General features: G+C 70.5%; 13 protein-coding genes. 9 read left to right on the top strand and 4 right to left on the bottom strand.

What is annotated here, in order from left to right:
* Positions 1 to 2: 2 nt before the first annotated feature.
* Genes ED92_RS41275 through ED92_RS06325 form a run of 7 tightly spaced genes read left to right on the top strand, consistent with a single transcriptional unit; the run spans position 3 to position 16504 of the window.
* A complete protein-coding gene (locus tag ED92_RS41275) occupies positions 3 to 7241 on the top strand; it encodes a toxin glutamine deamidase domain-containing protein (RefSeq protein ID WP_052120298.1) in 7239 nt (2412 codons plus the stop codon).
* Positions 7238 to 7684, top strand: a complete 447-nt coding sequence (locus ED92_RS06350; protein WP_037334040.1) for a hypothetical protein — start codon at positions 7238 to 7240, stop codon at positions 7682 to 7684. Before ED92_RS41275 ends, ED92_RS06350 begins: the two co-directional genes overlap by 4 nt.
* 5 nt (positions 7685 to 7689) lie before the next feature.
* A complete protein-coding gene (locus ED92_RS06345; protein ID WP_081975744.1) occupies positions 7690 to 9159 on the top strand; it encodes a TNT domain-containing protein in 1470 nt (489 codons plus the stop codon).
* Positions 9160 to 11406 (top strand): ADP-ribosylglycohydrolase family protein, encoded by a 2247-nt coding sequence (locus ED92_RS06340; RefSeq protein WP_037334034.1) that lies wholly within the window; start codon positions 9160 to 9162, stop codon positions 11404 to 11406. It begins immediately after the preceding gene.
* A gap of 5 nt (positions 11407 to 11411) precedes the next feature.
* Positions 11412 to 13445, top strand: a complete 2034-nt coding sequence (locus ED92_RS06335; protein WP_235213206.1) for a YrhB domain-containing protein — start codon at positions 11412 to 11414, stop codon at positions 13443 to 13445.
* A gap of 4 nt (positions 13446 to 13449) precedes the next feature.
* On the top strand, positions 13450 to 14538 hold the full coding sequence (locus ED92_RS06330) for an ADP-ribosylglycohydrolase family protein (protein WP_037334028.1): 1089 nt from the start codon (positions 13450 to 13452) through the stop codon (positions 14536 to 14538).
* A 40-nt stretch (positions 14539 to 14578) separates the two neighbouring features.
* Positions 14579 to 16504 (top strand): TNT domain-containing protein, encoded by a 1926-nt coding sequence (locus ED92_RS06325; RefSeq protein ID WP_037334024.1) that lies wholly within the window; start codon positions 14579 to 14581, stop codon positions 16502 to 16504.
* A gap of 61 nt (positions 16505 to 16565) precedes the next feature.
* Here the strand turns inward: ED92_RS06325 and ED92_RS06320 are convergent, their stop codons facing one another.
* The 4 genes from ED92_RS06320 to ED92_RS06305 form a co-directional block, all read right to left on the bottom strand.
* The gene (locus ED92_RS06320) at positions 16566 to 17552 is read right to left on the bottom strand and encodes an LLM class flavin-dependent oxidoreductase (RefSeq protein ID WP_037334022.1); all 987 of its coding nucleotides are present in this window, start codon (positions 17550 to 17552) and stop codon (positions 16566 to 16568) included.
* 19 nt (positions 17553 to 17571) lie between these two features.
* Entirely contained in the window at positions 17572 to 18423 is an 852-nt protein-coding gene (locus ED92_RS06315) for a class I SAM-dependent methyltransferase (RefSeq protein ID WP_037334021.1), read from the bottom strand.
* A 16-nt stretch (positions 18424 to 18439) separates the two neighbouring features.
* Positions 18440 to 19747, bottom strand: coding sequence for a sensor histidine kinase (locus tag ED92_RS06310; RefSeq protein ID WP_037334020.1), 1308 nt, complete (start codon positions 19745 to 19747; stop codon positions 18440 to 18442).
* 79 nt (positions 19748 to 19826) lie between these two features.
* A complete protein-coding gene (locus tag ED92_RS06305; RefSeq protein WP_037334017.1) occupies positions 19827 to 21245 on the bottom strand; it encodes a CCA tRNA nucleotidyltransferase in 1419 nt (472 codons plus the stop codon).
* Positions 21246 to 21394: 149 nt separating this feature from the next.
* Between ED92_RS06305 and ED92_RS06300 the strand changes: the two genes are divergently transcribed.
* Together ED92_RS06300 and ED92_RS06295 are read left to right on the top strand one after the other, a co-directional pair.
* A complete protein-coding gene (locus tag ED92_RS06300; RefSeq protein WP_037334014.1) occupies positions 21395 to 21919 on the top strand; it encodes an NUDIX hydrolase in 525 nt (174 codons plus the stop codon).
* Positions 21916 to 24057, top strand: a complete 2142-nt coding sequence (locus ED92_RS06295) for a DUF6049 family protein (protein WP_037334008.1) — start codon at positions 21916 to 21918, stop codon at positions 24055 to 24057. The genes ED92_RS06300 and ED92_RS06295 overlap by 4 nt, the downstream gene beginning before the upstream one ends.
* The last annotated feature ends 241 nt before the right edge of the window (positions 24058 to 24298 follow it).

The raw sequence follows: 24298 nt of genomic DNA, 5'->3' as shown, positions 1-24298 counted from the left end.
GTATGGAGATGCCCGACGCGGTCAAGTGGCTCTTGCCGATCGTCGTCGGGGAAAGCTGGCCCGAAGGCGACGAGGACAAGCTCCGCGAACTGCGCGACGCCTGGCACAACGCCTCGAAGGCGATCCAGCCGATCGCCGACACCGCGACCAAGGGCGCCACCGAGGTCCTCGGCGGCTGGAGCGGTCAGGGCGCGGAGAAGTTCGCCGAAGCCTGGAAGAAGTTCGTCGAAGGCGACGAGGCGTACTTCAAGTCGCTCGCCGATTCTTCGAAGGCGCTCGGCGACTCGTGCAACGCGACCGCACTGGACGTCGAGTACACGAAGTACATGATCATCATCTCGCTGGTGATCCTCGCCGCCCAGATCGTCGCGATGATCGCGGCCGCGGCGGTGACGTTCGGCGGTTCGACGGCCGGGATCGCGCCGGCGCAGATCGCCACCCGCATGACCGTCCAGATGATCTTCCGCCAGCTGATGCAGAAGCTCGCGCAGGAAGGCTTCAAGAAGGTCGCGAAGGAACTCCTGGAGAAACTTCTCAAGGAGGGCCTGAAGAAGATCGGTAAAGAGGTCCTGCAGAACACGGCGATGAACCTCGCCATGGACGCGGGGATCCAGGGCCTGCAGATGGCCAAGGGCGACCGCGACAGCTGGGATTTCAGCAAGACCAAGGATTCCGCGATCAGCGGCGCCGTCGACGGCGTGGTCGGCGCGGGCAGTAGCAGTATCGGCAAGGGCGCCACCAAGGGACTTTCCGACAGCGTCGGCGGCCAGATCGTCGACAGCGCGGCGCGGGGTGCCGTGCGCGGAGCGGCCGAAGGCGTCGCCAGCACGGTCGGGCAGGCCGCCGTCACCGGTGACCTGGACAAGCTTTCGGCCAAGGACGTGCTGATGGGCGCGTCCGGCGGAGCGGTCGGCGGCGGTGTCGACGGGGCCAAGAGCCAGATCGGCGACATCAAGGCCGCGAACACGCCCGGCCCCGCGGCGGGTGACGGGCCCACGACGCCGGACGTGGATTCGGGGGATTCCGGGACGCCTTCGCGCACGCCGGGTTCTTCGGATTCCGGTTCTTCTTCGCGATCGGACTCTTCTTCGTCGGACTCCGCTTCTTCGCGGTCGGACTCGGATTCTTCTTCGGATTCCTCGTCGCGGTCGGACTCTTCGTCGGACCCGGCGCCACGGTCCACTTCGGACAATGATCCTTCGCCGCGGAGTTCGTCCGCCGATCCGCAACCCCAGCGAGCGGCCGACGGCGACCGGGTCAGCCAGTCCTCGACGCAGGCTCCGGAACGTCCGGCGGACACCGGCGACGGTCAGCGGGCGGCACAGACCCACCAGAACGCACCGGTCGCGGACAACGGATCCGGTCAACAGCAACAACAACAGCAGGCCGCGGCGGGGAATCAGCAGCAGGCGCCCGCCGCCCAGTCGCAAGCTCCGGCACAGGCTCCGGCGGCGAGCCCTGCCCAGACGCCGGCTTCGAGCCCGGCACCGGCGGCCACCCCCGCACCGAGCTCATCGCAAGGACCGGCGTCCAGTCCGGCACAAGGACCGGCGTCCAGTCCGGCACCGAGTCCGTCGCACAGTCCGTCACACAGCCCTTCGCCGAGCCCGTCGCAGTCCAGCGCGATGCCGCCCGCCGCTTCCTCGGGCGCGCCGTCGAGTTCCGGCGGCTACGGGATGGCGTCCGGCTCGTCCGCTCCGTCGGGTGGCTACGGCATGGCGCCCGGCGGCAACCCGCCGGGCAACGGGCCCGCACCCGGTGGTTTCCCGCCCGGCGGACACGATCCCTCCCGGCCTCCCCGGCCGAACGACGGCGTCCAGGCCGCGGGTCTCGCCGGGAACGGCGGACCGCAGCAGCCGCGGTTCGACCAGCCGCCCGCGCCGATGCCCTTCCAGGGCCAGCAGCCGATGCAGCCGCCGCCTCCGGGTGGATTCGCGCCGCCGCCTCCGCCGCCTCCGGGTGGTGGCGGCGGACCGATGCCGCACCGAGGACAGCAGGGCCCGATGGGTCCGCGGCCGACCGGGCCGCAGCCGCCGCCCCCTGGTCAGGGTGGACATCCGCAGGATCGTGGGCCGCGTCAGCGTCCTCAGCAACCGCCACAGCCGCCACCACCGCCCGGCCCGCCGCGGCCGCCCCAGGGTTACCAGGGCAGGCCCGGTCCGGGCCCAAACGGCGGGGTTCCGCCGCGCCCGCAGACGCCTCCGCCCGGTCCGCCTCCTGGCAACCGCGGTCCCGGGGGCTACCCGCCGCCTCCGCCGCGACCCCAGCACCCGGGCAACGGTCCGTTCCCCGGCAACCGCGGCCCGATGCCGCCGCCTCCGCCCGGGCACCACCCCGGTCAGCCGGGACGTCCCGGACAGCAGCCCGGACGGCCGATGCCGCCCGGCGCCGAGCCGCCGCGTTTCGGTGGTCCGCAACGTCCGCCGCAGGTCCCGGCCCCGCGCCCCGGCCACGACGGGAACGCGGGTCCCCAGCAGCCGCAGCGTCCGCCGCAGCAGCAGCAGCCGCCGGTGCGGCCGGTGGAGCACGCGCCGCGGCAGGTGCCTCAGGACCACGGCGCGACCCCGCCCAAGGACACCGAGCTCCCGAAGGACACCCAGGCGCCGAAGGACGTCGAGGCCCCCAAGGACACCGAGACGCCGAAGGACGTCGAGAGCCCCAAGGACGCCGACACGCCCAAGGACGCCGACGCGCCCAACGACGTCGACGCGCCGAAGGACACCGAAGCGCCCACGCCCGACGACAGGGCCACTGTCGACGAGCCGTACCTGACCGACCCGGACTTCCACACGGACGATCCCGCCGCCTACCGCGCGCTCGCCGAGACGCAGATCGACAAGCGCGGTTTCGACAAGGACACCGGGGAAGCGCGGAGCGAGCAGGTCCGCCGCGAAGGTCTCGCCAAACGCGACGCCCACGAAGATCCGCGCGTCAAGCAGATGTCGGATCAGGGCGCGTACGCGGTGCACAGCTACACGCGCACCGACATGGCCGAGCGGATCACGCACGCCCAGCGCCACGGCGGTCCGGAGCTGGACGCGCTCCGGCCGCATATCGAGGCGATCACCTCCGGCCTCAACGAGATGCCCGCCTACGAGGGTCTCGTCTCGCGGCGGGTGAACTTCAACGGCAACGAGAGCGCGATCCGGGCCTTCCTCGAAGCGCACGCCAAGGGCCAGGTCATGGTCGACCCGCAGATGCTGAGCACGTCGCGGGTCACGCCGGACCATCCGCGCAGCACCTTCCCGGGCGAAGTCGAGATGCGCATCCAGTCGAAGACCGGCCGCCACATCGAAGACCTCGCGTCCAAAAAGGACGAACGCGAAGTGCTGATGAAGTCGGCGACGCAGCTGCGCGTCACCGACGTCAAGATGGGCCCGGGGCATCCCGAACACCCCGACTACAAAAAGCGGCTGGACGACGGTTCGCCGAACGACCTGCCGAAATGGATCGTCGAATGCGAAGAGGTCGTCCCCGGTGACGACGGCCATCTGAGCCCGGACGAGGTCCACCAGAAGGTCGCCGAGCGGCGCGACTACAACAACGCCGTGCAGGAGCGGCTGGCGCAGGAAGCCGCCGACCAGGAAGCCCAGCTGCGCCGCGAGCACCCGGAGCTCTTCCAGGGCCAGGGTCTCGCCGGGCTCGAAACCAAGCTGGCCGACGGCAAGGGTGGCTGGACCGACGTCACCGACGCCCCGGTCCGGGAGCTCCCCAAGCCGCCGAGGGAGCACGCTCCCGACGGTGGCTGGTCCGAGCTGGCGAAGCCGCTCGAAGAGGGCGGGACGCCGGTCATCCACGCCGGTTCGACCGAGACGCCGCACCAGCAGCTCCGGCTGGTCATGGACGAGCTTCCGGCGATCGGTGAGGCCAACACCCGCAACTACTACGCGCCCGAATCCTGGAAGGACGGGTACCAGACGAACTCGGCCGAGGCGCTGGTCGCGTTCGAGAACCGGATGGAAGGTGGCGACGCCGTCGCCGGACCGTCGACGGGTGGCTCGCCGCTGCAGCACGTCAGCGACCGGCTCGGCGGGCAGTGGTCGGATCGCAACGGTTTCGCCGACGTCGCCCGTGAGCTGGGCGAACGTCCGGTCGGCGCGCGGACCGCGGTGGCGTTCGAGCATCACGCCCCCGCCGATCCGAACGCGCCGGAGGGCTCGCCGCGGTCCAAGGACCGGATCGAAACGCGCATCGTCGCCGCGGTGAACACGCCGCACGGCGTGGTCTTCGCCGACCCGATGACCGGGCGGCTCGCGACGCTGCCCGACGATCCGACGTCGATCAAGGCGATGCCGATGGGCGGCGGCGACGCCCCGCACGTCCACTCGCCGGAAGCACCGGAAACCACCCACACCGACAAGACCGACAAGAGCGGTGAAGCCGAAACCCCGGTCCAGGAGCAGGCGCCCAAGACCGAGGTCGACATCGCCGAGCGGCTCAAGGGTCCGGAAGAGACGCCGGCGCGACTCGACGAGAGTTACCTCGGCGACGAGAACTTCCGTGGCACGCCTGAGGATCACAAGAGCCTCCGTGACCGCTACGACTCCGCCGACCTCGCCGAGCAGGCCCGCGAAAAGGCGCTGAGGCGTCTCGAAGCGAGCCCGCTGAAGGATCGCGTCTCGCCCGAAGCGGCCGAAGCGATCTACTCGTACTCGCGCGAACACGCCTACGCGATCAACGAAGCGAACCGTCGCGGCGAGTCGCACCCCGACTTCGAAAACGCCCAGCGCAGCACCCGGGCGATCGTCGGCGCGCTCAACGAGCTGCCGGACTTCCACGGCGAGGCCATCCGCGGCATCGACACCAAGGGCGACATGCAGGCCGCCGCGATCATGGCGGCGCATTACGAGCCGGGGCAGACCGTCCCCGAGCCGACGATGACCAGCTCCACGATCAAGACGTCGCCGGACACGAAGTCGAAATTCGGCCAGGACGTCGAGATCCACATCGTCTCGAAGACGGGCAAGGACGTCTCGTCGCTCGCCGAGAACCCCGGCGAGCACGAGGCCATCAACAAGCCGGCCACGCAGCTTTACGTGCACAGCAAGGAGTTCAAGACTCCGCCGCTGGTCGACCGGCCGAAGTGGGTCATCCACGCCGAAGAGGTCACTCCCGGCGACCCGCGCTACCTCGACCCCGAGACCGCCAAGCAGAAGATGGACGAGCGGCGGGCCCGGCACGCCGCGGAGGCACCGGAACTCGCCCGCCTCGCCCAGGCGCAGTCGATGGCGCGCCTCGGTGGCTTCGACGAGCCGCAGACTCCGCACCTCACCGCGGAAAACCCGGCGGAGCACGGGGTCGCGGACGCCGACAAGGGACCCGAGTACGGCGAGCAGCCCGCTCAGGACCACTCCGCCACCGACGACACGGCCGAACTGCCGGTCCCGGAGCGCGACTACTCGTCGATGGCGGTCGCGACCAACCCGCCGAGCGAGCCGGCGATCCACGCCGGTTCGGCGAGCCGCGAGCAGCAGGCCGCGTACATCGCCGACCGGCATCCGCGGCTCGGCGAGGTCAACCCGCATTTCAACGATCCCGACGCGCTGGCGAACGGCTACCGCTCCAACTGCACCCGCACGCCGGGCGCGTACATGGACCGGCTGAACGGCATCGATTCGACCGCCGATCCGCTGCTCGTGCACGAGATGGACAGCCGCGGCACGCTGGAGCACGTCGAAGAGCGGTTCGGCGGGCAGTTCTCCGACCGCGCCGACTACGACGCCGTGATCCGCGAGATGCGGGGCATGCCGACCGATCACCACGCGGTCGTCGCGGTGAAGTACCTCGACGAGAACGGCGTCGAGCGCGGGCACGTCGCGATGGTGGCGAACACGCGTGACGGCGTCGCGTTCCTCGACCCGCAGTCGGGCGCGCTGATGAACCTGCCGCATCCGCCGCTGGGCATGAAGCTGATGCACGTCGGTGTCCCGGAGGGCCCGGCCGCGCAGCACACCGACGGCCACACCACGCAAACGGAGACCTCGTCGACGCGGCCCGTCGACCCGCGGATCGCGTTCGCTCGGCCGGATCAGCCGGCGGTGGACCCGCGGATCGCGTTCGCCAGGGAAGACACGCCCGACGTGCAGCCGTCGCGGATCGGGCCGGACGGCCGTCCGATCGTCACGCCGCCGCGCGACGCGGGCTACGGCATGGCGTCCGACGAGCCGTCGCACGGAGGCCGGGCCGACGTCGGGCGGTTCCTGAACGATCCCGAGGTCGCGGCCGCGGTCGACGGACTCGACCCGGACAAGAAGCGGGCCGTCCACGAGGACGAAAACGGCGTCAAGCACGACGTCGGCCCGATGCGGGACTTCATCCGCGAGCACCTGCCCGCGCATCCGGAACTCGTCCGGCTGATGGAGCACCCCGACAACGCGTACCTGCGGGCTTCGCTGCTGAACAACCCGATGACGATCGGCAGCCTGCTGCTGCACCCGGAAGCCATCCCGATCCTCGAAGACGCGCTGCGTGACGTCGAGGAACGCGGCCACCAGATGATCGACGACGTCCACCAGGACGGTCCTGGCGACACCCCGCTGACGCAGGAGCAGCGGGACCTCGCGAACGCGGCGGCGGACATCGCCGCCGACGTGGAACCGGGCGATCAGTACCACGCCGGCTTCGATCGCGCGGACAAGGGCGACACCGCGAAGATCCAGGAGTTCCTGGACGCCGAGCGGGCGGCGTGGCCGCAGAACCAGGGCGATCTCAACCGGATCGCCGAGCGGATCGCGGCGGACAACAACGGCGAATCCTCAGGGCGTCCCGGCCCGAAGGACGACGACCGCGCGAAGGCGAAGATCGAGGGCTACGACGGCGACGCGTCGAAACTCACCGACCTGGTGGGCGTGAAGATCCAGTTCGACACGCTGGCCGACGTCTACAACGCGCTCAACGCGGTGATGGCCGATCCGGATCTCCGGATCGTCAGCTTCGACGACCGGTTCGCGAATCCGCAGGACAGCGGGTACCGCGATCTGCAGATGAACGTCCGGCTGCCGAACGGGCACGTCGCCGAACTTCGGCTGCACCTGCGGCATATCGACACCGTCTCGGCCTACGAACACGCCCTGTACGAGGTCCGCCGCGACTTCCCGACGTACAACCGGACACTGGACGCGGACAACAAGAAGCGGTTGTCCCCGGAGCAGGCCCTGCTGGAAGCGGCGCTGATGGACCGGGTCCGGGAGAAGTTCATGGCCGGTCTCCGCAAGGGCCTGCCGCCGGAGGAGAGCACGTGATCCAGACACCGTCCTTCTACACGTACTTCGGGAAGACGTACCGCGTCGAGTCGACTCCCGACGGGGGCCTGACGGGTTACCTCCTCAACCTGAGCTCCGGCGAGTTCGACGAAAAGCCGGAGCACGTGCGCGAGGTCTTGCGGGCGATGGCGAGTTCGGACATCAGCAAGGTGCCCGAGGAGAAGTTCGTCCAGGAGACCGAACGAGCCCGCGCGTACGAGCTCAAGGGCGACGGTCCGATCTTCGCGCTGTACGAGACCATCGACGGTCTCTACCAGCAGGCCAAGAGCGAGAACCGGCGCGTGGAGCCGCAGGAATCGGCGTTGATCAAGTCGCTGCGCAAACGCACCTTCAAGATGTGGGAGGACGAGCTGGCCCGCCGTGCCGCCGGTGAGCCGCCGTCGTTCCGCGCGGAGCCCCGTTTCCCGAACCGGGCGCGATGATTCACGTGGAACAACTCACTCCGGAACACCAGCGCGGACTGCTGGTCCAGATCGGCAGGCTCATCCTGGCGGGGATCACCGACCCCGCCCACGCCGCGGTCGCCGATTTCCGGCAGATCGGGGAGCACACCGAACTCGAGGGCCACAACGTCGCGCCCGCGCCCGAGCTGAACGAGCTCTTCGGCAAGCTCCGCACCGGGATGTACACGACCGGCCGGGGGACCTGGCTGCAGTCGCGGTTCACGCTGAAGCCCGACGGCACCTTCGACTTCGACTTCACCCTCGACGACGAGCCGTCGTGGACCGGGGCACCGCCGTCTTCGGCGTACCCGGACGAGCTGGCCACGTTCCCGCGCGAGGACGAGCACGTGCCGGACTGGTGGCGGCTGCGCGCGCAGCTTCCGTTGCGCGTCGAGTTCCGGCACGCCCGGATCGTCGACGCGTACACCGAGGGCGAGCCGCCGGTGGTGGACAGACCGGAGCTCGACGAGTCCGAAGCGCCGCTCGTCGCGCAGTACCTCGAACGCGAACCGGCGATCCTGTCCGGCAGCGGCCTCGGCAAGGACATCTTCGACCCGGAGGCCGACGGCGACGTCCCGGAGAGCTACCACACCGACGGCACCTGGATCTGGCACGCGTCCGTGCCGCACTACCTGCGGAAATACGGGATCCCGCCGGAGCCGGAGCTGGTCGCGCACATCCGCGGCCAGCGGTTCCAGCCGCCGTATGTCGAGCATCTGGTGCGGCGGACCGCGGAAGCGGATCTGCTCGGGAAGCCGAGACCGAGACCGGGCCGCTCCGACGTCAAGAAGACCGAGGGCGACATCGCCGCGGAGCTGGAGACGTCGCCGAATCCGGAACTGACCGACGAAGAACTCCTGGTCGTGCTGGTCAGCAGGCTCGGCGAGCACGCCGTCTGGCCCGAGGCCTACCGCATCGGCGACCGCGCGGACGGCGCCTGGTGCCTCAACTTCACCGAGAAGGGTTGGGAGGTCGCGGCCTATTCGGACGGCGCCGCGGTCTCGCCGAAGTATTTCGACAAGCTCGAAGACGCGTCGCATCAGCTTCTCGGCGCGGTTCTGCTGCATCCGGCGCGGATGACCGCCGGACACGAGACGCCGCTGGAGACGGCGAAGGAACTCGCCGACTGGCCGGTGCACGCGGCGCCGGGTGAGCCTCCCCTCACCTTGCTCCGCAACAAGCGCGTCAGCCGGATGGTCGCCGGTACGGTCGTACTGCGGTTCGGCGAGGAAACCGGCAATCTGGTTCACCACGGAGGGGTACGGTTCGCCACGACGTCCCTGCCGCTGGAACGGGAGCGCGTCGGTGGGACCTACCGGCTGCGACGCCCGCTCCACGTGATCATCGGTGTCACCGTCCCTTGGGCGAACATGCCTGGTGGGGCGGTGGCCTACGTGCTCCCGAGGACCATCGCCGAGCACGTGTCCGACGGCAGCCTGGAGAGGATCGAGTAGGTGGAATCGGCGGAAGCGGTAGCCAAGGTCGAAGAGTGGCTGCGCGCGGTCCACGGTCCGGACGTGTCCGAACCGGGCGGCGCCGGCCTGCGCGTGAACCACGAGAAGGTCCTGCGCATCCCTGAGGGCTGGTCGGTCCCCTACAACACGATCGCCTTCCTCGACGAGGGTCACGCCGAGAAGGAGATCTTCCCGCCGCCGTCGGTGATCGTCCGCGAACCCGACGGCGAGCTGCGCCAGGCGCATCCGCAGCCCGGCGGGCTCAGCGTCCCGGTCGCGTTCCCCGGCCAGGAGGCCTGGCGCGAGGTCGTCGACCCGGAGTACGCCAAGTCCGGTCTCGGTGACCTCGGTGTCCCGCCGGCGGTCGTCGCGGGCTGGGTCAAGGTCAACGCGGACGGCGTGCAGACCGGGGAGGAACGGGAGAACCCCGAGTACAAGGCCGGGCCGGTCCGCCGCGGTTACCCGAAGCCGGAGAACAAGCTCGAAACGCTGCTGTCGTTCGCCAGCGTCGGCTGGCTGACCAGGGAACAGCTGCTCATCGGGCTGCTGCGCTGCGAGGTTTACGTCCCGCTCGATCTGGCCTCTGGCAAGACGGAGCGGTTCTACTTCAACGAGGAACGCGCCGAGCTGCGCGTCTTCAGCTCGACCAGGAACCTCCCGTCCCGCGAACACGGGTACTGGAAGGTCGACATCGCCACCCTGGCCGGGTACGAGAGCCCGCCGAACCTCGTGATCAACGGCGGTCCCGCGACGTTCGAGGACGTCAGCGGCGCCGAGCTCGCCGAGACCGCGCAGCGATTCCCCCGCCGGGGCCCGGGTGTCGACGTCAACGAACGCTGCCCGGAAGCGGAACCGGAACTGGAGACCCTCGCCGCCGAAACCGCCGCGAAGATGGGTCTGTCCGAGCCGGTGAAGCCGCCATTGGCCGCGGCCGAGCGGGCACGCCGTCGCGGCTTCGAGCTGAGCGCCGAGGAATGCCAGAAGACCGTCCTCGGCCAGTCTTGGCTGGCCAGGCTGAAGCAGCCGGAGCCGCCCCGCGCCCGTCCGAACGACCTTCGGGCGAACGGCTTGGCGCCGGGCTACGACAACGAAGGCCAGATCCAGCCGCGTCTGGACACCTTCGGCAAGTACTTCGACCGAGACCGTTCCAGCTCGCGTTATGGCTGGCAGCGCGTCACGGGCGCGTACGTGGGCTTCGCGCTGGGCGAGGCACTCGGGGCGGCTGTCGACCGGATGCGGCTCGCCGAAATCCACAACACTTACGGCCCCGAGGGCGTCTCGGATCTGACGGTCGCCTTCGACCTGCCCGGTCGCGTCGGGCCGCTCACCCAGCGGCTGCTGTTCTACACCGAGGCCGTGATCCGCAGCCCGCATCGCGAGCAGCCGGAGAACCGCGACGCCGAAAAGGCGCTCGGCACGGTCGCCCGCAACTCGCTGATGCGCTGGCTGCACACGCAGGGCGCGCCGCTGGACAACGCCGACGGCTGGCTCGTGAAGGTGCCGGAGCTCCGCGTCCGCCGCACCCCCGACGACGCCGAACTGAACGCGTACCACGCGCTGGCGACCGTCTCGCCGACGGCGATGCCGATGAGCGGGCCGGACGCGCTGGTCGCGGCACTGCCGGCGGCGATGACCGCGGCCGGGCCGGGGAGCGCGATGAGCGGCGGCGTCCGGCAGGCGGTGCGCGACCTCGTCGCGGTCACGCATCCCGGCGAGGTCGACGTCGAAGCGGCGACCTACCTGACCTGGCTGTTCGAACCGGCGCTGACCTCGGAGGCGTTCAGCTACCCGATCTGGAACACCTCGCGTGAGATCTTCAACGACCAGAACCCACACCAGCGGGGACCGGTCTGGGCGGATCTCAAGGCGATGGTCGCGGAATCGGTGCCGTTCTTCGGCAAGCACGGCCTGCCCGACCTGCGGGTCCCGGAGCTGATCGGCGACGGCAAGGGCACGCTTTCCGTGCTGGGCCGCGCTTTCGCGGCGCTGTCCGGGTTCGAGAACTATCCGGAGCAGGCGTTGTTGCGGGCGGTCAACCACTCGGGCCGCAGCGCGATCACCGGCGCCATCGCGGGCGCCCTGCTCGGCGCCCGCACCGGTATCCCGGGGCTGCCGCAGAAGTGGGTCGAGCAGCTGGAACTGCGTTACCTGCTGGAGAACATCGCCACGGACGCGTTCTGGCACTTCGACCGCCACTCGGCGCTGCACGAGGTCGACGGCTGGTCCCAGCGGTATCCGCGCTGGTGAACGAAATGGGGACGATGAACGAAGAGGAAGCCGTCAGCCGCGTCGAGGAATGGCTGACGGACCGAGGCGGGGAGGGGACCGGCGCGCTGCGGGTCCGCCGCGAGTACGTCGTGCGCGCGACCGACGGCTGGAACGTCACCTACAACACCGTCGGCTGGCTCGACGGCACCGACCCCGGCGCGGGCCTGTTCCCCAGCCCGGTCGCGTTCGTCCCGGACGACGGCGGCGAGATCCGCCTCGACCTGGAGCTGATGGCCGTTTCGGCGGCGGGCGACGATCCGGACGCGTTCACCCGGTGGGCGGAAGTCGTCGATCCCGAGTTCGATCCGGCCGCGGTCCCCGGCCTGCCCGTGCCGAAGGCGGCGATCCTGCGCTGGGAGCAGCACACCCTCCTCGGCGAGCCGACCGGCGCGGTCCGCGCGAACCCGGAGCACCGCCCCGGACCTCGATTCTCCGGCCGCCCGGCGCCCGAAAGCCCGGTCGAGACGCTTCTCGGCTATCTCCGCGTCGAGTGGATCACGCCGGAGGAGTTCGTCCACTGGATGCTCGACCTCGACGTGCTGGCCCCGGCGAAGGACGGCCACCTGCAGGTCCGCGACTTCGGTGACGCGGGCGTGCGCTTCGTCGTGTACACCTCCGAAGCCCAGGTCCCGTCCGAGTACACGGTGTGGCAGCGGATCCAGCCCCGCGTGCTCCTGCGCCGGGGCAAGGACAACCCCGGCGTCGGTCTGCTGGTCAACCCCGGGCGTCCGGAGACGTTCAACGTCTACCCGGAGACGCTGCGGCAGGTCGCCGACCTCGAACTCCCGGCCGGGACCGAGCGCCCCGAATCCGTCGGGCGTCCCGCGTACTTCAGCGGGGAGTACGACACTCCGGCCGTCGCGAATCTGCGGAGCCTCGTCGACCAGGCGCGGGACAACGGCTACCCGCTGAGCGGCGAAGAGCTGACCCTCTTCACGCAGGCCGCGACGCTGTCGTTCGAGCGCTCGCGGGCGAAGTACGACGGCCGTCCGCTGCCCGAACTGCCCGAAGACCTGTTCGCGAACGGGCTGGTCACGCACTACTACGACAACGGCGAGCCGCGTCCGAGCGCCTGGACGTTCGGGAAGTTCTACGACCCGACCCTCCCTGTCGGCAGCTTCGCGTACCCGCGGCTTCTCGGCGCGTACGTCGGCTTCGCGCTCGGAGACGCACTCGGCTCGGGCGCCGATCCCGCCGACGGCTTGCCGCTCGGCGGCCTGACCCGGCAGCTGCTGTTCCACACCGAATCGGTGATCCGCGGCCTGGACCCGACGCCGGACAAGCCCGAGATCCCGGCCTCGCTGCCCGCGGGCGGACGGCCGGACGGCTGGGTCGCCAAGGCCACCGCGACCGCCGGACCGGCACCCGCCGAGTTCTCGGCCATGCTGGCGACCGCGCTGGCCGCGACGGTGACCGGTGGCGTGCAGGGGCCCGCCGACAGCACCTTCTACGCGATGAAGGTGGTCCGCGAACTGGTCGGTTCCGCGGCCGGTCACGAGGTCGTTCACGGCGCCGAACTGCTGGTGAACGTGTTCCGCGCCCAGCTCGCGGCCCAGAACGGCGAACCGGCGGTCGCGAATTTCCTCGAAGGCTTCGACGAGTACAGCGGCGAGGTCGGCGAGCTGGTCAAAACCGTGCTCGACCTCCGGAACGACATCGACGGCGACAGTGCCGCTGACGTCGAGCAGTTCGACAGCATCGGCGACGGCCGGACGCCGCTTTCGGTGCTCGGCCGGGCCCTGTTCGCCGCCGCCAAGCGCGGATACGACGCCGAAGCTGCGCTGGCGCTGGCCGCTCGCGGCGGCTCGGTGACGGCCGCGCTGACCGGGGCGATGGTGGGCGCCAGGCTCACCGTGCCCGGACTGCCGGCGGCCTGGCTCGCCGCGTACGCCGGCCTCGGCGTCATCGACAATCTGGCGGGCGACGCCTATTACTACTTCAACCGCTTCGGCCTGCCCCGCGAGCCCGAAGAGCGACGGCGCTGGGACGCGAACCGGTATCCACGAGGAGATCAGTAGAGCAATGCGCGAGTGGCTTCAACATCCGGCGACCAGGTCGCGGCTGCGCGGCAGCCTGTTCGCCGGGGCGATCGGCGACGCGCTCGGCGCGAAGACCGAGTTCGACTCGATCGACCGCATCCGCGAGATCGCCGGCCCCGCCGGGATCACCGACCTCATCCCCGCGTACGGCGGCGTCGGGCGGATCACCGACGACACCCAGATGACGCTCTTCACCCTCGAAGGCCTGATCAGGGCCCACCACGGGACAGTGCCGGTCGAGCAGTCGCTCCAACTGGCCTACCAGCGCTGGCTGCACACGCAGGGCGTGTCGTGGGAGCGGGCCCGCGGCCCGCAGGACACGAGCACGGAACCGGACGGCTGGCTGATCACCAACCGCGAGCTGTTCAGCCGACGCGCGCCCGGGCTCACCTGCTTCAGCGAGCTGGAGGCGTACGGCAAGACGGGCGTGCGCGCCGGCATGGACAAGCCGGTGAACAACTCGAAGGGCTGCGGCGGGATCATGCGCGCGGCACCGGTCGCGTTGTGGTCCGACGACCTCGCCGAGGTGTTCCGGCTCGGCGCCGAGAGCGCGGCGCTGACGCACGGTCACCCGAGCGGGTATCTCTCGTCGGGCGCCTTCGCGGTGATCGTGCGCGAGCTGCTGCTCGGGAAACCGCTGCTCGACGCCGTCGCGACCGCACGTATCGAGCTGGAGAAGTACCAGGGGCACGAGGAGCAGAGCGTCGCTCTCGACCAGGCACTCGCCCTCGCGAAGGAAGGTGCCCCGACGCCGGAGAAGCTCGAAACCCTCGGCCAGGGGAACATCGGCGAAACCGCGCTTTCGATGTCCGTCTACGTCGCGCTGACCACCACGGACGCGAACGCCGCGCTGCTCGCGTCGGTGAACCACAGCGGTGACAGCGACTCGACGGGGTCGATCTGCGGAAACCTCGTCGGCGCGATGTACGGCGAGGAAGCACTCAACACGGACTGGCTCGCGAAGCTGGAGCTGGCCGAGGTCATCGGCGGGCTGGCGGACGACGCGCTCGCGGAGTTCGGCGGGAGCGCACCGGGTGACGACCGGTGGTACGCCCGCTATCCGGCCCACTAGATTTACCTCCGGTTTGGGGTACTTGGGGAGGGGACACATAGTGCGTTACCGGGTTCAAGCGGCGGAGCGGCCGGATGGCCTGTACGCCGTCTGGGGGGACACCGTCTTCGCGGCCCAGAGGTCGACCGAAGACGGCACGCTGCTGCTCATCGCGCCGCCGGGGGAAGCGGCGCCCGAGGGCTTCGACCGCGACTGGAACGGCCGTCCGGCCAGGGTCGTGCTGAACGGCGAGGCGGGCGCGACGTTCAGCCTGCAGTCGTACGGCCGGTTCGACGACGAGCACTTCCAGATCGCGCCGAGCACCGGCGGCGGCGATCTGACGTTGCGCTGGGCGGGCGAGGACGCGGCCCGCGCGGCCGAACTGGGCCTGACGGACTTCTCGACCACGGCCGCGCCGACGCGGCTGACGGCCTTGTGGCAGACCAGGCACGACTTCGTCGAGACGCCGGAGGCCCGGCTTCAGCCGGGTACGGGCGATCAGGGCGCGCTGCTGCGTGCCATCGGCCGGACGCTGCTGCGGGTGCTGCCCGCCGGCTGGCAGCGGGTCGGCGCCCAGTTCCGGCAGGTCGGCGACTACTCCGAACTCGAGGTCCGCTCGGTCGGCGACGAGGGCAACGGCCCGGTGTCGGTGTCGATCGCGGCCCCGCCGGAGCTCGGCTCGCTGTTCGCGCGGCTCCGCGCCGCGATGCACCAGCCCGAGACCGGCACCTGGTTCCAGGGCACGTTCACGCTCGACTCGGAGTCGCACTTCGACTTCGACTTCGACGCCGACCAGGAGCCGACGTGGCGGCTCGCGCCGAACGAAGGCGGGAAGCCGTCTCCGCGCGCGTACGCGACCGAGCTCGCGATCTTCCCGCGCGACCAGAAACACGTCCCGGCCTGGCTTTCGGCCAAGGCGGGCCTGCCGCTCGACGTCGTGTTCCGGCACGCGCAGGTCGTCGACGCGCACAACGAGGGCGAACGACCGGTCGTCAACCGGCCGCCGGTGCCGCCGGACATGATGCGCGGCGTCCTGGACTATCTCTTCCGCTCGCCGGTGGCGCTGACCCGGCCGGGTCCGCAGCCCGACATCTTCACCCCGAACGGCCCGCCGGACGTGCCGAACGCCTTCCACACCGACGGCGTGTGGATCTGGCCCGCGGCCGTCCCGCACTACCTGCGCAAGTACGGGGTGCCGCCGGAGCCCGAGCTGATCGAGCACATCCGGGCCGCCGGTTTCCGGCCGCCGCTGATCGGCGAGCTGGTGCGGGCGACCGCCGAGGCGGAGATCGTCGGCAAACCGCGGCCGCCGCAGACCGCCGCGGACCTACCGGACGAAAGTGCCCGCACCCGCGTCGAACGCGACGGCGAACCGGCCCGCGACATCCGGGCCGTCGAGGTGCTGGACGTCCTCTACCAGCGGCTGGCCGAGCACGGCGTGGCGCCGACGGCCTACCGGATCGGCGCGAACGCGGTACCGGAGCCGGGGCTGTGGACCTTGCGCCGCACCGAAAGCGGCTGGGAGGTGTCCCGGCCGCCGACCGACGAGCCGGTGGCGTTCGCCAAACTCGAAGAGGCGGCACGGTTCTTCCTCGGCACCCTGCTGCTGTATCCGGCACGGGCCGCGGTGGGCGCGAGCGAGGAGGCCGACAACCCGGCCGACTGGCCGATCCTGCCGCTGCGGGGCGAGCCGCCGCTGAACTTCTTCCGGCGCAAGCGGATCGTCGTCCTCCCGGCGGGCACCACGGTGCAGCGGTTCGGGAACGAGACCGGGAACCTCGTGCACGCCGAATCGGCGCGATTCATCGAGACGTCGCTGGCCGCGGACCGCGAACGGGAGCGCCGTCTTTACCGCGTCCTGCGGCCGCTGCGCGTGGTCACCGGGATCACCGCGCCGTGGAACGGGACGCCGGGCGGGGCCGTGGCCTACGTGCTGCCGCGGCCGATCGCCCAGCATCTCGAAACCGGCGCGCTTTCCCGCGTCTGACCACCCCGCGTTTCGTCCTCTGAATGCGATCAGTCGCATTCAGAGGACGAAATGCAGGGCGCTAGAAGGCCTTCGCGACCAGTTCGTAGGACCGGGCCCGCGCGGCCGCGTCGTACACCGGTGCCGTCAGCATCAGCTCGTCGGCACCGGTGGCCGCGGCGAGATCCTTCAGCGACCGCACCACCTTCTCCGGTCCGCCGTGCGCCTGCGCGGCGGTGAACTGCGCGATCAGCTCCTTCGACTCCGGGGTGAACTCGTGTGCGGCGGCCTGCTCCCTGGTCGGGAAGGCGAGGTCACCGCCTTCGCCGTTGAGCAGGTACGACTTGATCACCGCGCACGGCCCGGCGACGTAGACCGCTTCGGCGTCCGTGTCCGCGCAGATGGTCTCGACGCAGAGGATCACGTACGGCTCTTCACGCCACTGGGACGGCTTGAAGTTCTCCCGATACGCCTGCAGGACCTCGGCCGTGTTCTGCGGCCGGATGTGGTGCGCGACCGCGATCGGCAGGCCGAGCTCGGCGGCGAGACGGGCGCCGGCCGCACTCGAGCACAACAGCCACGGCTCCGGCGTCGGCACCTCGCCGGGCAGCACCCGGATCCCGGTTTCCCCGGCCAGATGGCTCAGTAACTCGGTGACATCGGCACGGTAGTCGTCGTCCGTCGCCGGATCCGCGCCCCGCCGCAACGCGCGGACGATCTTCTCGTCGAAGGTGCCGGGACCGCGCCCGACCCCGAGGTCGATCCGGCCGGGATGCAACGCCGAAAGCGTCGCGAACTGCTCGGCGACCGCCAGCGGGGCGTGGTTCGGCGCCATCACCCCGCCGGAGCCGATCCGGATCGACGACGTCACCGCCGCCAGATGCGCGGCCAGCACCGGCGGCGAAGCCGTGGCGATGGCGGGCGAGCCGTGGTGCTCCGCGAGCCAGACGCGGTGATACCCCAGTTCCTCCAGCTTCGTGGTGACGGTGGCTGTCGAAGCGAGTACTTCGGTGGCCGCGCGGCCGTCCTCGACGATGGCGAGTTCGAGCGCGGAAAGCAGGATCCCCATACCCCCAACGTAGCCAAACTCAGGACGCGGTGATCAGCACCGCGGGCGACCACCAGTAGTCCGCGAGCGGCTCGATCCGGATGCCGGTGAAGCCCGCTTCCTTCAGCTGCGAAGCCCAATCGGTGGCGGGCTGCTCCCAGTTCGTCCGGCCCGTCCCGGGTTCGACGAGGCCGAGCAGGACCGGCAGCAGGAACCCCTGCGCCACCAGCGACGCCTCCTTGCCGTACTCCGCGATCCCGCGTTCGTAGCGCGTGACCAGGGAAAGCAGGTACTCGGCGGAGTCTTCGTCGTACTCGGGCACGTCGAATTCGGCCAGCACCAGACACGAGGTGCGGGGCCGGAGCGCCCGCAGGACCTCGGTGCGTTCGTCGGTCGGGATCGACTGGAGCGCGAAGGTGGACTGCGTCAGCTGCCACTGCTGGTCGTCGTCGCGGCCGAGGAATTCCTGCGCGGTGGCCTCCCAGGTGTGCAGGCCGCGGGTGCCGTCGAGGTGCTTGCGCGTCTCCGCCAGCAGCGCGCTCGACGGCTCGACGAGATCGATCCGGCCCGGCTGCCGGTCCGCCTGTTCCAGGGCCGGGACGACGGCGAGCCCGTCTCCGCAACCGAGGTCGAGCAGGGAACCGACGGTGCCGTAGCGCCGGGCGAGCATCGCGCTGAGCTGCCGGTAGAGCTTGACGTTCCCGCCGCCGCGGATGAACGCGGTGAACGCGGCGGGCCGGTCGTAGACGGCACCACCGCCGCCCTCGGTCAGATATCGGTGCAGTTCGATGCCGAGCGTGGATCCGGCCCGCTCGGCGAGGTCCGCGGCCTTGGCCCGGTCACCGTCGCGGTACGCGGTGAGCGCTTCGGCCAGGACGTCCGTTTTCTTCATGTTCCCCTGTTTACCGTCAGAAAGGCACCCAAAGGGTGACTCTGGTGCCATTGCCCGGAGCCGACTCCACCCGCGCGGTCCCGCCGACCTCGTTCAGGCGGGCGGTGATGGACTCGCTGATGCCGAAACCGGCGGGCCGGGTGTCGAGGCTGAACCCGGCGCCGTGATCGCGCGTGATCACCGCGACGCCGCCTTCCTGCTCCTCGACCCGCACCACGACCTTGTCCGTCCCGGCGTGTTTGAGGGTGTTGCGCAGCGACTCGCGGACGGCGTCACGGATGGCGATCTGCCGCACCTCGGAAAGCGTGTCGTCGTCGAGTTCGGCGATCACGAGCTGGGCGCGCAGCCCGTCCCGCGCCATCTCCGCCGCCAGCGACGCGAGCTTCTCGCCCAGCGGCCGCGAACCGGCCTCCGAGCGTTCCGAAGCCTCGTTCTCGATCGTCCGCCGCAGCTCCATCGACTGCGCCCGCGCCAGCCGCTGCACCTCGGCGAGCCGCGTGGCCGGGTCGCCCTTGTTGGCCAGCGCGATCGCTTCGAGGGTCTGCAGCACGGAGTCGTGCAGCATCCGGTGCTGGCGGGCGCGTTCGGCGATCCGGCCGTTGCGGATGCCGTACGCGAGGGCGAGCCGGGTGCCGAGGCCGATCAGGACGAGGGCGCCGCTCGCGGTGAAGAGGACACCGAGGATCGCCGGGAAAGTCGCCATGGCGTCGCCGGGCGCGGCGTGACCGGTACCGAACACCGACGCCAGCATCCGCACCGGGAAACTCACGACGGCGAGCGCCGCGGCGGCCGGCATGCCCAGCGCCAGCGCCAGCAGCGCGACCTCGCCGAGCAGGTGTTTGCCGGGCACCGCCATCGCCTCGGTGAAGACCGAAGCCGGCACCAGCGCTCCGACGGCCAGCGGCGCGAGCAGGGTGAACACGAGGTCGATCGCGAGCAGGCGGGCGGCGTGCTGCGGGCGGAACGGCGCCGAGCGCAGCATCCACCGGATCCCGTACAGCGAAAGCCCGACCGAGCCGAGCGACACCAGCCCGACCGGGCCGATCCCGATCATGCCGTGGGTGGAGACGTAGACGCCGAACGCGCCGGGCACCGCGAAGAGCCGGTAGACCAGCGGGACGAGGGCGACGTAGCGAGCGGCTCTGAGCAGCAGGTTGTCGCGATGAGCCGTGTCGATGGGGCCGGACATCTGCTGGATCCGCCGCAGCGCGCGCATCGGTGTCGGGTCGCCGACCTCGTCCGACAGCTCGCTCGTCGCCGTCGCCAGCGCGGGCGCGCCACGGCGCAGCAAAGTCACCAGAAAACTGGGCGGCCGCTTCGCCATGGATTTTCCCCCTGCCCGGAGCACCGGCAGGAGTATCTCCGGTTACGCCGTGTGGATCCAGAGACCAACGGGGTTTATCTCAGCCTATGCCGTTCTCGGCGGCCCATTTCTTCAGTTCGGCCACCGCCTCGTCGTGCTCCAGCGGACCGCGGTCGAGCCGCAGTTCCTTCAGGTGCTTCCACGCCTTGCCGACGTCCGGCCCCGGCTTGAGGCCGAGGATCCGCATGATCTCCTCGCCGTTGAGGTCCGGCCGGACCCGGTCGAGGTCCTCCTGCGCCTGGATCGCTTCGATCCGCCGCTCGAGGTCGTCGTAGGTCGCCTGCAGCGCGGCCGCCTTCTTGCGGTTGCGCGTGGTGCAGTCGGCGCGCACGAGCTTGTGCAGCCGGGGCAGCAGGTCGCCGGCGTCGGTGACGTAGCGCCGCACCGCCGAATCCGTCCATTCGCCCTTGCCGTAACCGTGGAACCGCAGGTGCAGGAACACGAGCTGGCTGACGTCCTGGACGATCTCCTTCGAGAACTTCAGCGCCCGCAAACGTTTGCGCGCCATCTTCGCGCCGACGACCTCGTGGTGGTGGAAGCTCACGCCGCCGCCGGGCTGGAACTCGCGCGTCGCGGGCTTGCCGACGTCGTGCAGGAGCGCCGCGAGCCGCAGGATCAGATCCGGCTCGGAGGTCGGTTCGTGCGATTTCTCCAGGTCGATCGCCTGGGCCAGCACGGTCAGCGAGTGCTGGTAGACGTCCTTGTGCTGGTGGTGCTCGTCGATCGCCAGCCGCATCCCCGGCACTTCGGGGAGCACGCGATCGGCGAGGCGGGTGTCCACCAGCAGCTCGATACCGGGCCGGGGGTCGTCCGCGAGCAGCAGTTTCGACAGTTCGGTCTGGACGCGCTCGGCGGTGATCCGGTCGATCTCCTCGGCCATCGACGACATCGCGTCGACCACGCGCGGCGCCGCGGTGAACCCGAGCTGCGCGGAGAACCGCGCGGCCCGCAGCATGCGCAGCGGATCGTCGGCGAAGGACTCCTGCGGGGTCGCGGGTGTGTCGAGCACCTTGTCCTGCAGCGCCTGGAGGCCGCCGTGCGGATCGACGAAGGTCTTGTTCGCGAGGTCGATCGCCATCGCGTTGACCGTGAAGTCGCGGCGGAGCAGGTCGCCCTCGATGCTGTCGCCGAAGGTGACCTCGGGATTGCGGCCGACGCGGTCGTAGCTGTCGGCGCGGAACGTGGTGATCTCCAGGGTCATGCCCTGTTTCGTCACGCCGACGGTGCCGAACGCGATGCCGACGTCCCAGACCGCGTCGCCCCAGGCGCTGACGATCTTGAGCACCTGGTCCGGCCGGGCGTCGGTGGTGAAGTCGAGGTCGCTCGACAGCCTGCGGAGCATCATGTCGCGGACGCTGCCGCCGACCAGGTACAGGCTGTGTCCCGCCTTCGCGAAGAGCTTCGCGAGCTCGTCCGCCAGCGGGGAGATGCGCATCAGCTCGGTCACAGCGTTCTGCATCGCAGTGCTCTTCCCCGCAATCGCCTGCCCGGCGACCACCTTGTTCACGACAATCCCACCACGATTTGGATGTACTTACTTTTGCCCCGGCCCAACACGGGCACGGTGAGCCAGCGTACCCGTACCGCCGTTTGCTCTAGCATCGCAGCATGTCTGGATCAGCCGGCCGCTCCGGCGCTTCGAAGCCGGGCCGCCGGCGGAGGCGCAGGCGGGGGCGGCGGCTGACCACGGTCGACGAAACCTCGGCCGGCGGACTCGTCGTCGACGCCGAACGGGCGAACGCCGCGCTGATCGGGCGGCTCGACCGGCACGGCAGACTGCTGTGGTCGCTGCCCAAGGGCCACATCGAGGACGGTGAGACGGTGGAGCAGACGGCGGTGCGCGAGGTGAAGGAAGAGACCGGCATCTCGGCGCGCGTCCTGCAGCCCCTCGGCACCATCGACTACTGGTTCGTGGCCGAGCGACGGCGTGTGCACAAGACGGTGCACCATTTCATCCTGGAATCCACCGGCGGCGAACTTTCGGACGAGGATGTCGAGGTGACCGAGGTCGCCTGGGTACCGCTCGCCGACCTGGAGACCAAACTCGCCTACTCCGACGAGCGCAAGCTGGTCCGGAAGGCCAAAGAACTCTTCGCGCAGCAACAGCACACCGCCGAGGGAGCACCTGAGTGAAGCGGCTTGCCGCCACTGTCCTGTCGATCCTGTTCCTGGCCCTGGCCGCCTCGCCCCTCGCGGTCGCGCAGGCACAGGAACAGCCCCGGCTGCGCGTGGACCTCGACCAGCTGAACCCCCGCGTGATCAGCACGAACTCGGCTTCGCTCACGGTCACCGGCCGCGTCACCAACATCGGCGACCGGCGGATCAGCAAACTCGGCGTCCGGCTGCAGCTGGGCACCAGGCTGCAGAGCGAGCAGCAGATCGGCGACGTCCTCGCCGGTGACAAGTTCAAGGACCTCGGGGCGACCGAGTTCGTCGACCTCGAACCGGACGAACTGGAGCCGGGGCAGAGCGCCGCGCTGAACCTGTCCGTCCCGCTCGGCCAGTCGTCGAAGCTGCAGTTCCCGAGGCCCGGCGTGTATCCGCTGCTGGTCAACGTCAACGGCACCCCGGATTTCGGCGGCCCCGAACGGCTGGCGGCGGTCACCCTGCTGATGCCGGTGCTCGGCGTCCCCGGCAAGGCCCCCGCGTCGCGGCCCACGTCGGCGCCGTCGACGAGCCTGCTGTGGCCGATCGCGAACAGCACCGTGCACGTCGTCTCGTCCCCGCTCGGCGGACCGCTGACCCTGGCGGACGAACGGCTCGCCATCGAACTGGCCGCCGGTGGGCGGCTCGACTCGCTGGTCGAAGCGGCGCGGGCGGCCGAGGCCGACACGAAGGTCTCGTCGTCGTTGTGCCTGGCCATCGACCCCGACCTGGTCGCGACCGTCGACGGGATGACCCGCGGCTACCAGGTCGCCGGCGGCGCTCCCGGCAAGGGCGTCGAGACCGCGAAGAACTGGCTCGGCAGGCTGAAGGCGCTGGTCGCGGGCCGGTGCGTGGTCACCCTCCCGTTCGCCGACGCCGACCTCACCGCGCTGACGAAGGTCCGCGCGGGCGACGCCACCGACACCGCGCTCATGGCGAGCGCGCTGGGCGGAGCCGGGACGATCAAGAACCTGCTCGGCATCCAGCCGCAGGACGGCGTGCTCTGGCCGGGCGGCTCCCTCGATTCGCAGACCGTCGAAGCGATCGGCAAAGCCGGCGTCAAGACCGTGCTGACCGATTCGGGCAGGCTCCAGTCCGGATCGCCGCTTTCGGGCGGGGTGTCGATCGAGGGAACGGACCTGCGCGCGCAGCCGATCGACGCGCTGATCTCGTCGGCGCTGAACGGCTCGGGCTCGACGCAGAACGGGCTCGGCGCCATCGCCTTCCGGGCGGGGCTCGGCGGGCAGTCCGAGGGACCGGCGCGTTCGCGGCTGCTGATCGCGCCGCCGCGGCACTGGGCCGCGAGCGGCACGGAACTCACCACGTTCCTGGAGCGGATGGGCGACTTCTACACCGCCGGTCTGATCAAGCCGGCGCCGCTGCCCGAGCTGCTCGGTGACAGCCCGTCCGGGACGGCGTCGATCAACTACGACCCGCAGGATCTGACGGCCGCGACCAGCGGTGAAGTCACCGCGAAGATGTCCCAGATCGACAACGAGACGCTGGGCCTGTCGTCGGCGATGACGATGGATGCCACCAAACGGGTGAATCCGGCCGACGTGATCGCCCCGGTCCGGTTCGCCCTCATCCGGGCCGCGTCGACCTCGTGGCGCGGCGCGGACGCCGCGATCGTCACCGCCAACGCCCGCGGCGACCTCGAAGCGATCCGCGGCCAGGTCACCGTGGAACGGCCGAAGCAGACGATCGCGCTGGCCTCCGGCGCGTCGCCCCTGCCCGCGTACATCACCAACGGCCTTCCGGTCGGCATCAACGTCCGCACGGTGCTCAAGAACAACGTGGGCCTGCGTCCCACCGAAGCCGTCCCGGAGCGGACCGTCCCGGCGAACGGCGCCATCAACCAGCTGCTGCCGGTCGAGGCGCTGCGAGCCGGCCGGTTCAGCGTCGACGTGGCGCTGACCACGCCCGACGGGACCCCGCTCGGTTCCGACGCGCGGTTCGAGCTGACCTCCACGGAGTACGGCGCGATCACCATCATCATCACCATCACCGCGGCGGGTGCGCTGCTGCTCCTGTCGTCCCGGCGGATCTACCGGAGGATCAAGGACTCGCGGGCCGATCGGACGAACGAAACCGCCCAACGTGTGACCGAGGACGCACAGGTTTAAGTGTTTCCGGCCGTTCCCGATTACCCTGGGTCGAACGATGCCGCCGGGCATCACGTAGTCGAGCACCGAGGATTGGGCGCACGTTGGAAAGAGAGCCGGGTGTACCGCCCGAGCGTGCAGGCCGTCCCCGGCGCGAAGGTACTCCGCCACCGCCCCGCCGCACCGACGGACCGGCACGCCGTCCGGAGCGTCGCCAGCCGCCTCCGCAGCAGCCCCCGCCCGATCGCGGTGAGCGACCGCG

Source organism: Amycolatopsis sp. MJM2582, assembly GCF_000754115.1.
Taxonomy (GTDB): domain Bacteria; phylum Actinomycetota; class Actinomycetes; order Mycobacteriales; family Pseudonocardiaceae; genus Amycolatopsis; species Amycolatopsis japonica.
The sequence above is the reverse complement of the archived record's forward strand: the minus strand, read 5'-3'. Positions and strand labels throughout refer to the sequence as shown.

Excerpts from the sequence above, each read along its gene's own strand:
- ED92_RS41275 (WP_052120298.1), top strand. The coding sequence starts at position 3 with ATGGAGATGCCCGACGCGGTCAAGTGGCTCTTGCCGATCGTCGTCGGG.
- ED92_RS06335 (WP_235213206.1), top strand. The coding sequence starts at position 11,412 with ATGGGGACGATGAACGAAGAGGAAGCCGTCAGCCGCGTCGAGGAATGG.
- ED92_RS06330 (WP_037334028.1), top strand. The coding sequence starts at position 13,450 with ATGCGCGAGTGGCTTCAACATCCGGCGACCAGGTCGCGGCTGCGCGGC.
- ED92_RS06320 (WP_037334022.1), bottom strand. The coding sequence starts at position 17,552 with ATGGGGATCCTGCTTTCCGCGCTCGAACTCGCCATCGTCGAGGACGGC.
- ED92_RS06315 (WP_037334021.1), bottom strand. The coding sequence starts at position 18,423 with ATGAAGAAAACGGACGTCCTGGCCGAAGCGCTCACCGCGTACCGCGAC.
- ED92_RS06310 (WP_037334020.1), bottom strand. The coding sequence starts at position 19,747 with ATGGCGAAGCGGCCGCCCAGTTTTCTGGTGACTTTGCTGCGCCGTGGC.
- ED92_RS06305 (WP_037334017.1), bottom strand. The coding sequence starts at position 21,245 with ATGCAGAACGCTGTGACCGAGCTGATGCGCATCTCCCCGCTGGCGGAC.
- ED92_RS06300 (WP_037334014.1), top strand. The coding sequence starts at position 21,395 with ATGTCTGGATCAGCCGGCCGCTCCGGCGCTTCGAAGCCGGGCCGCCGG.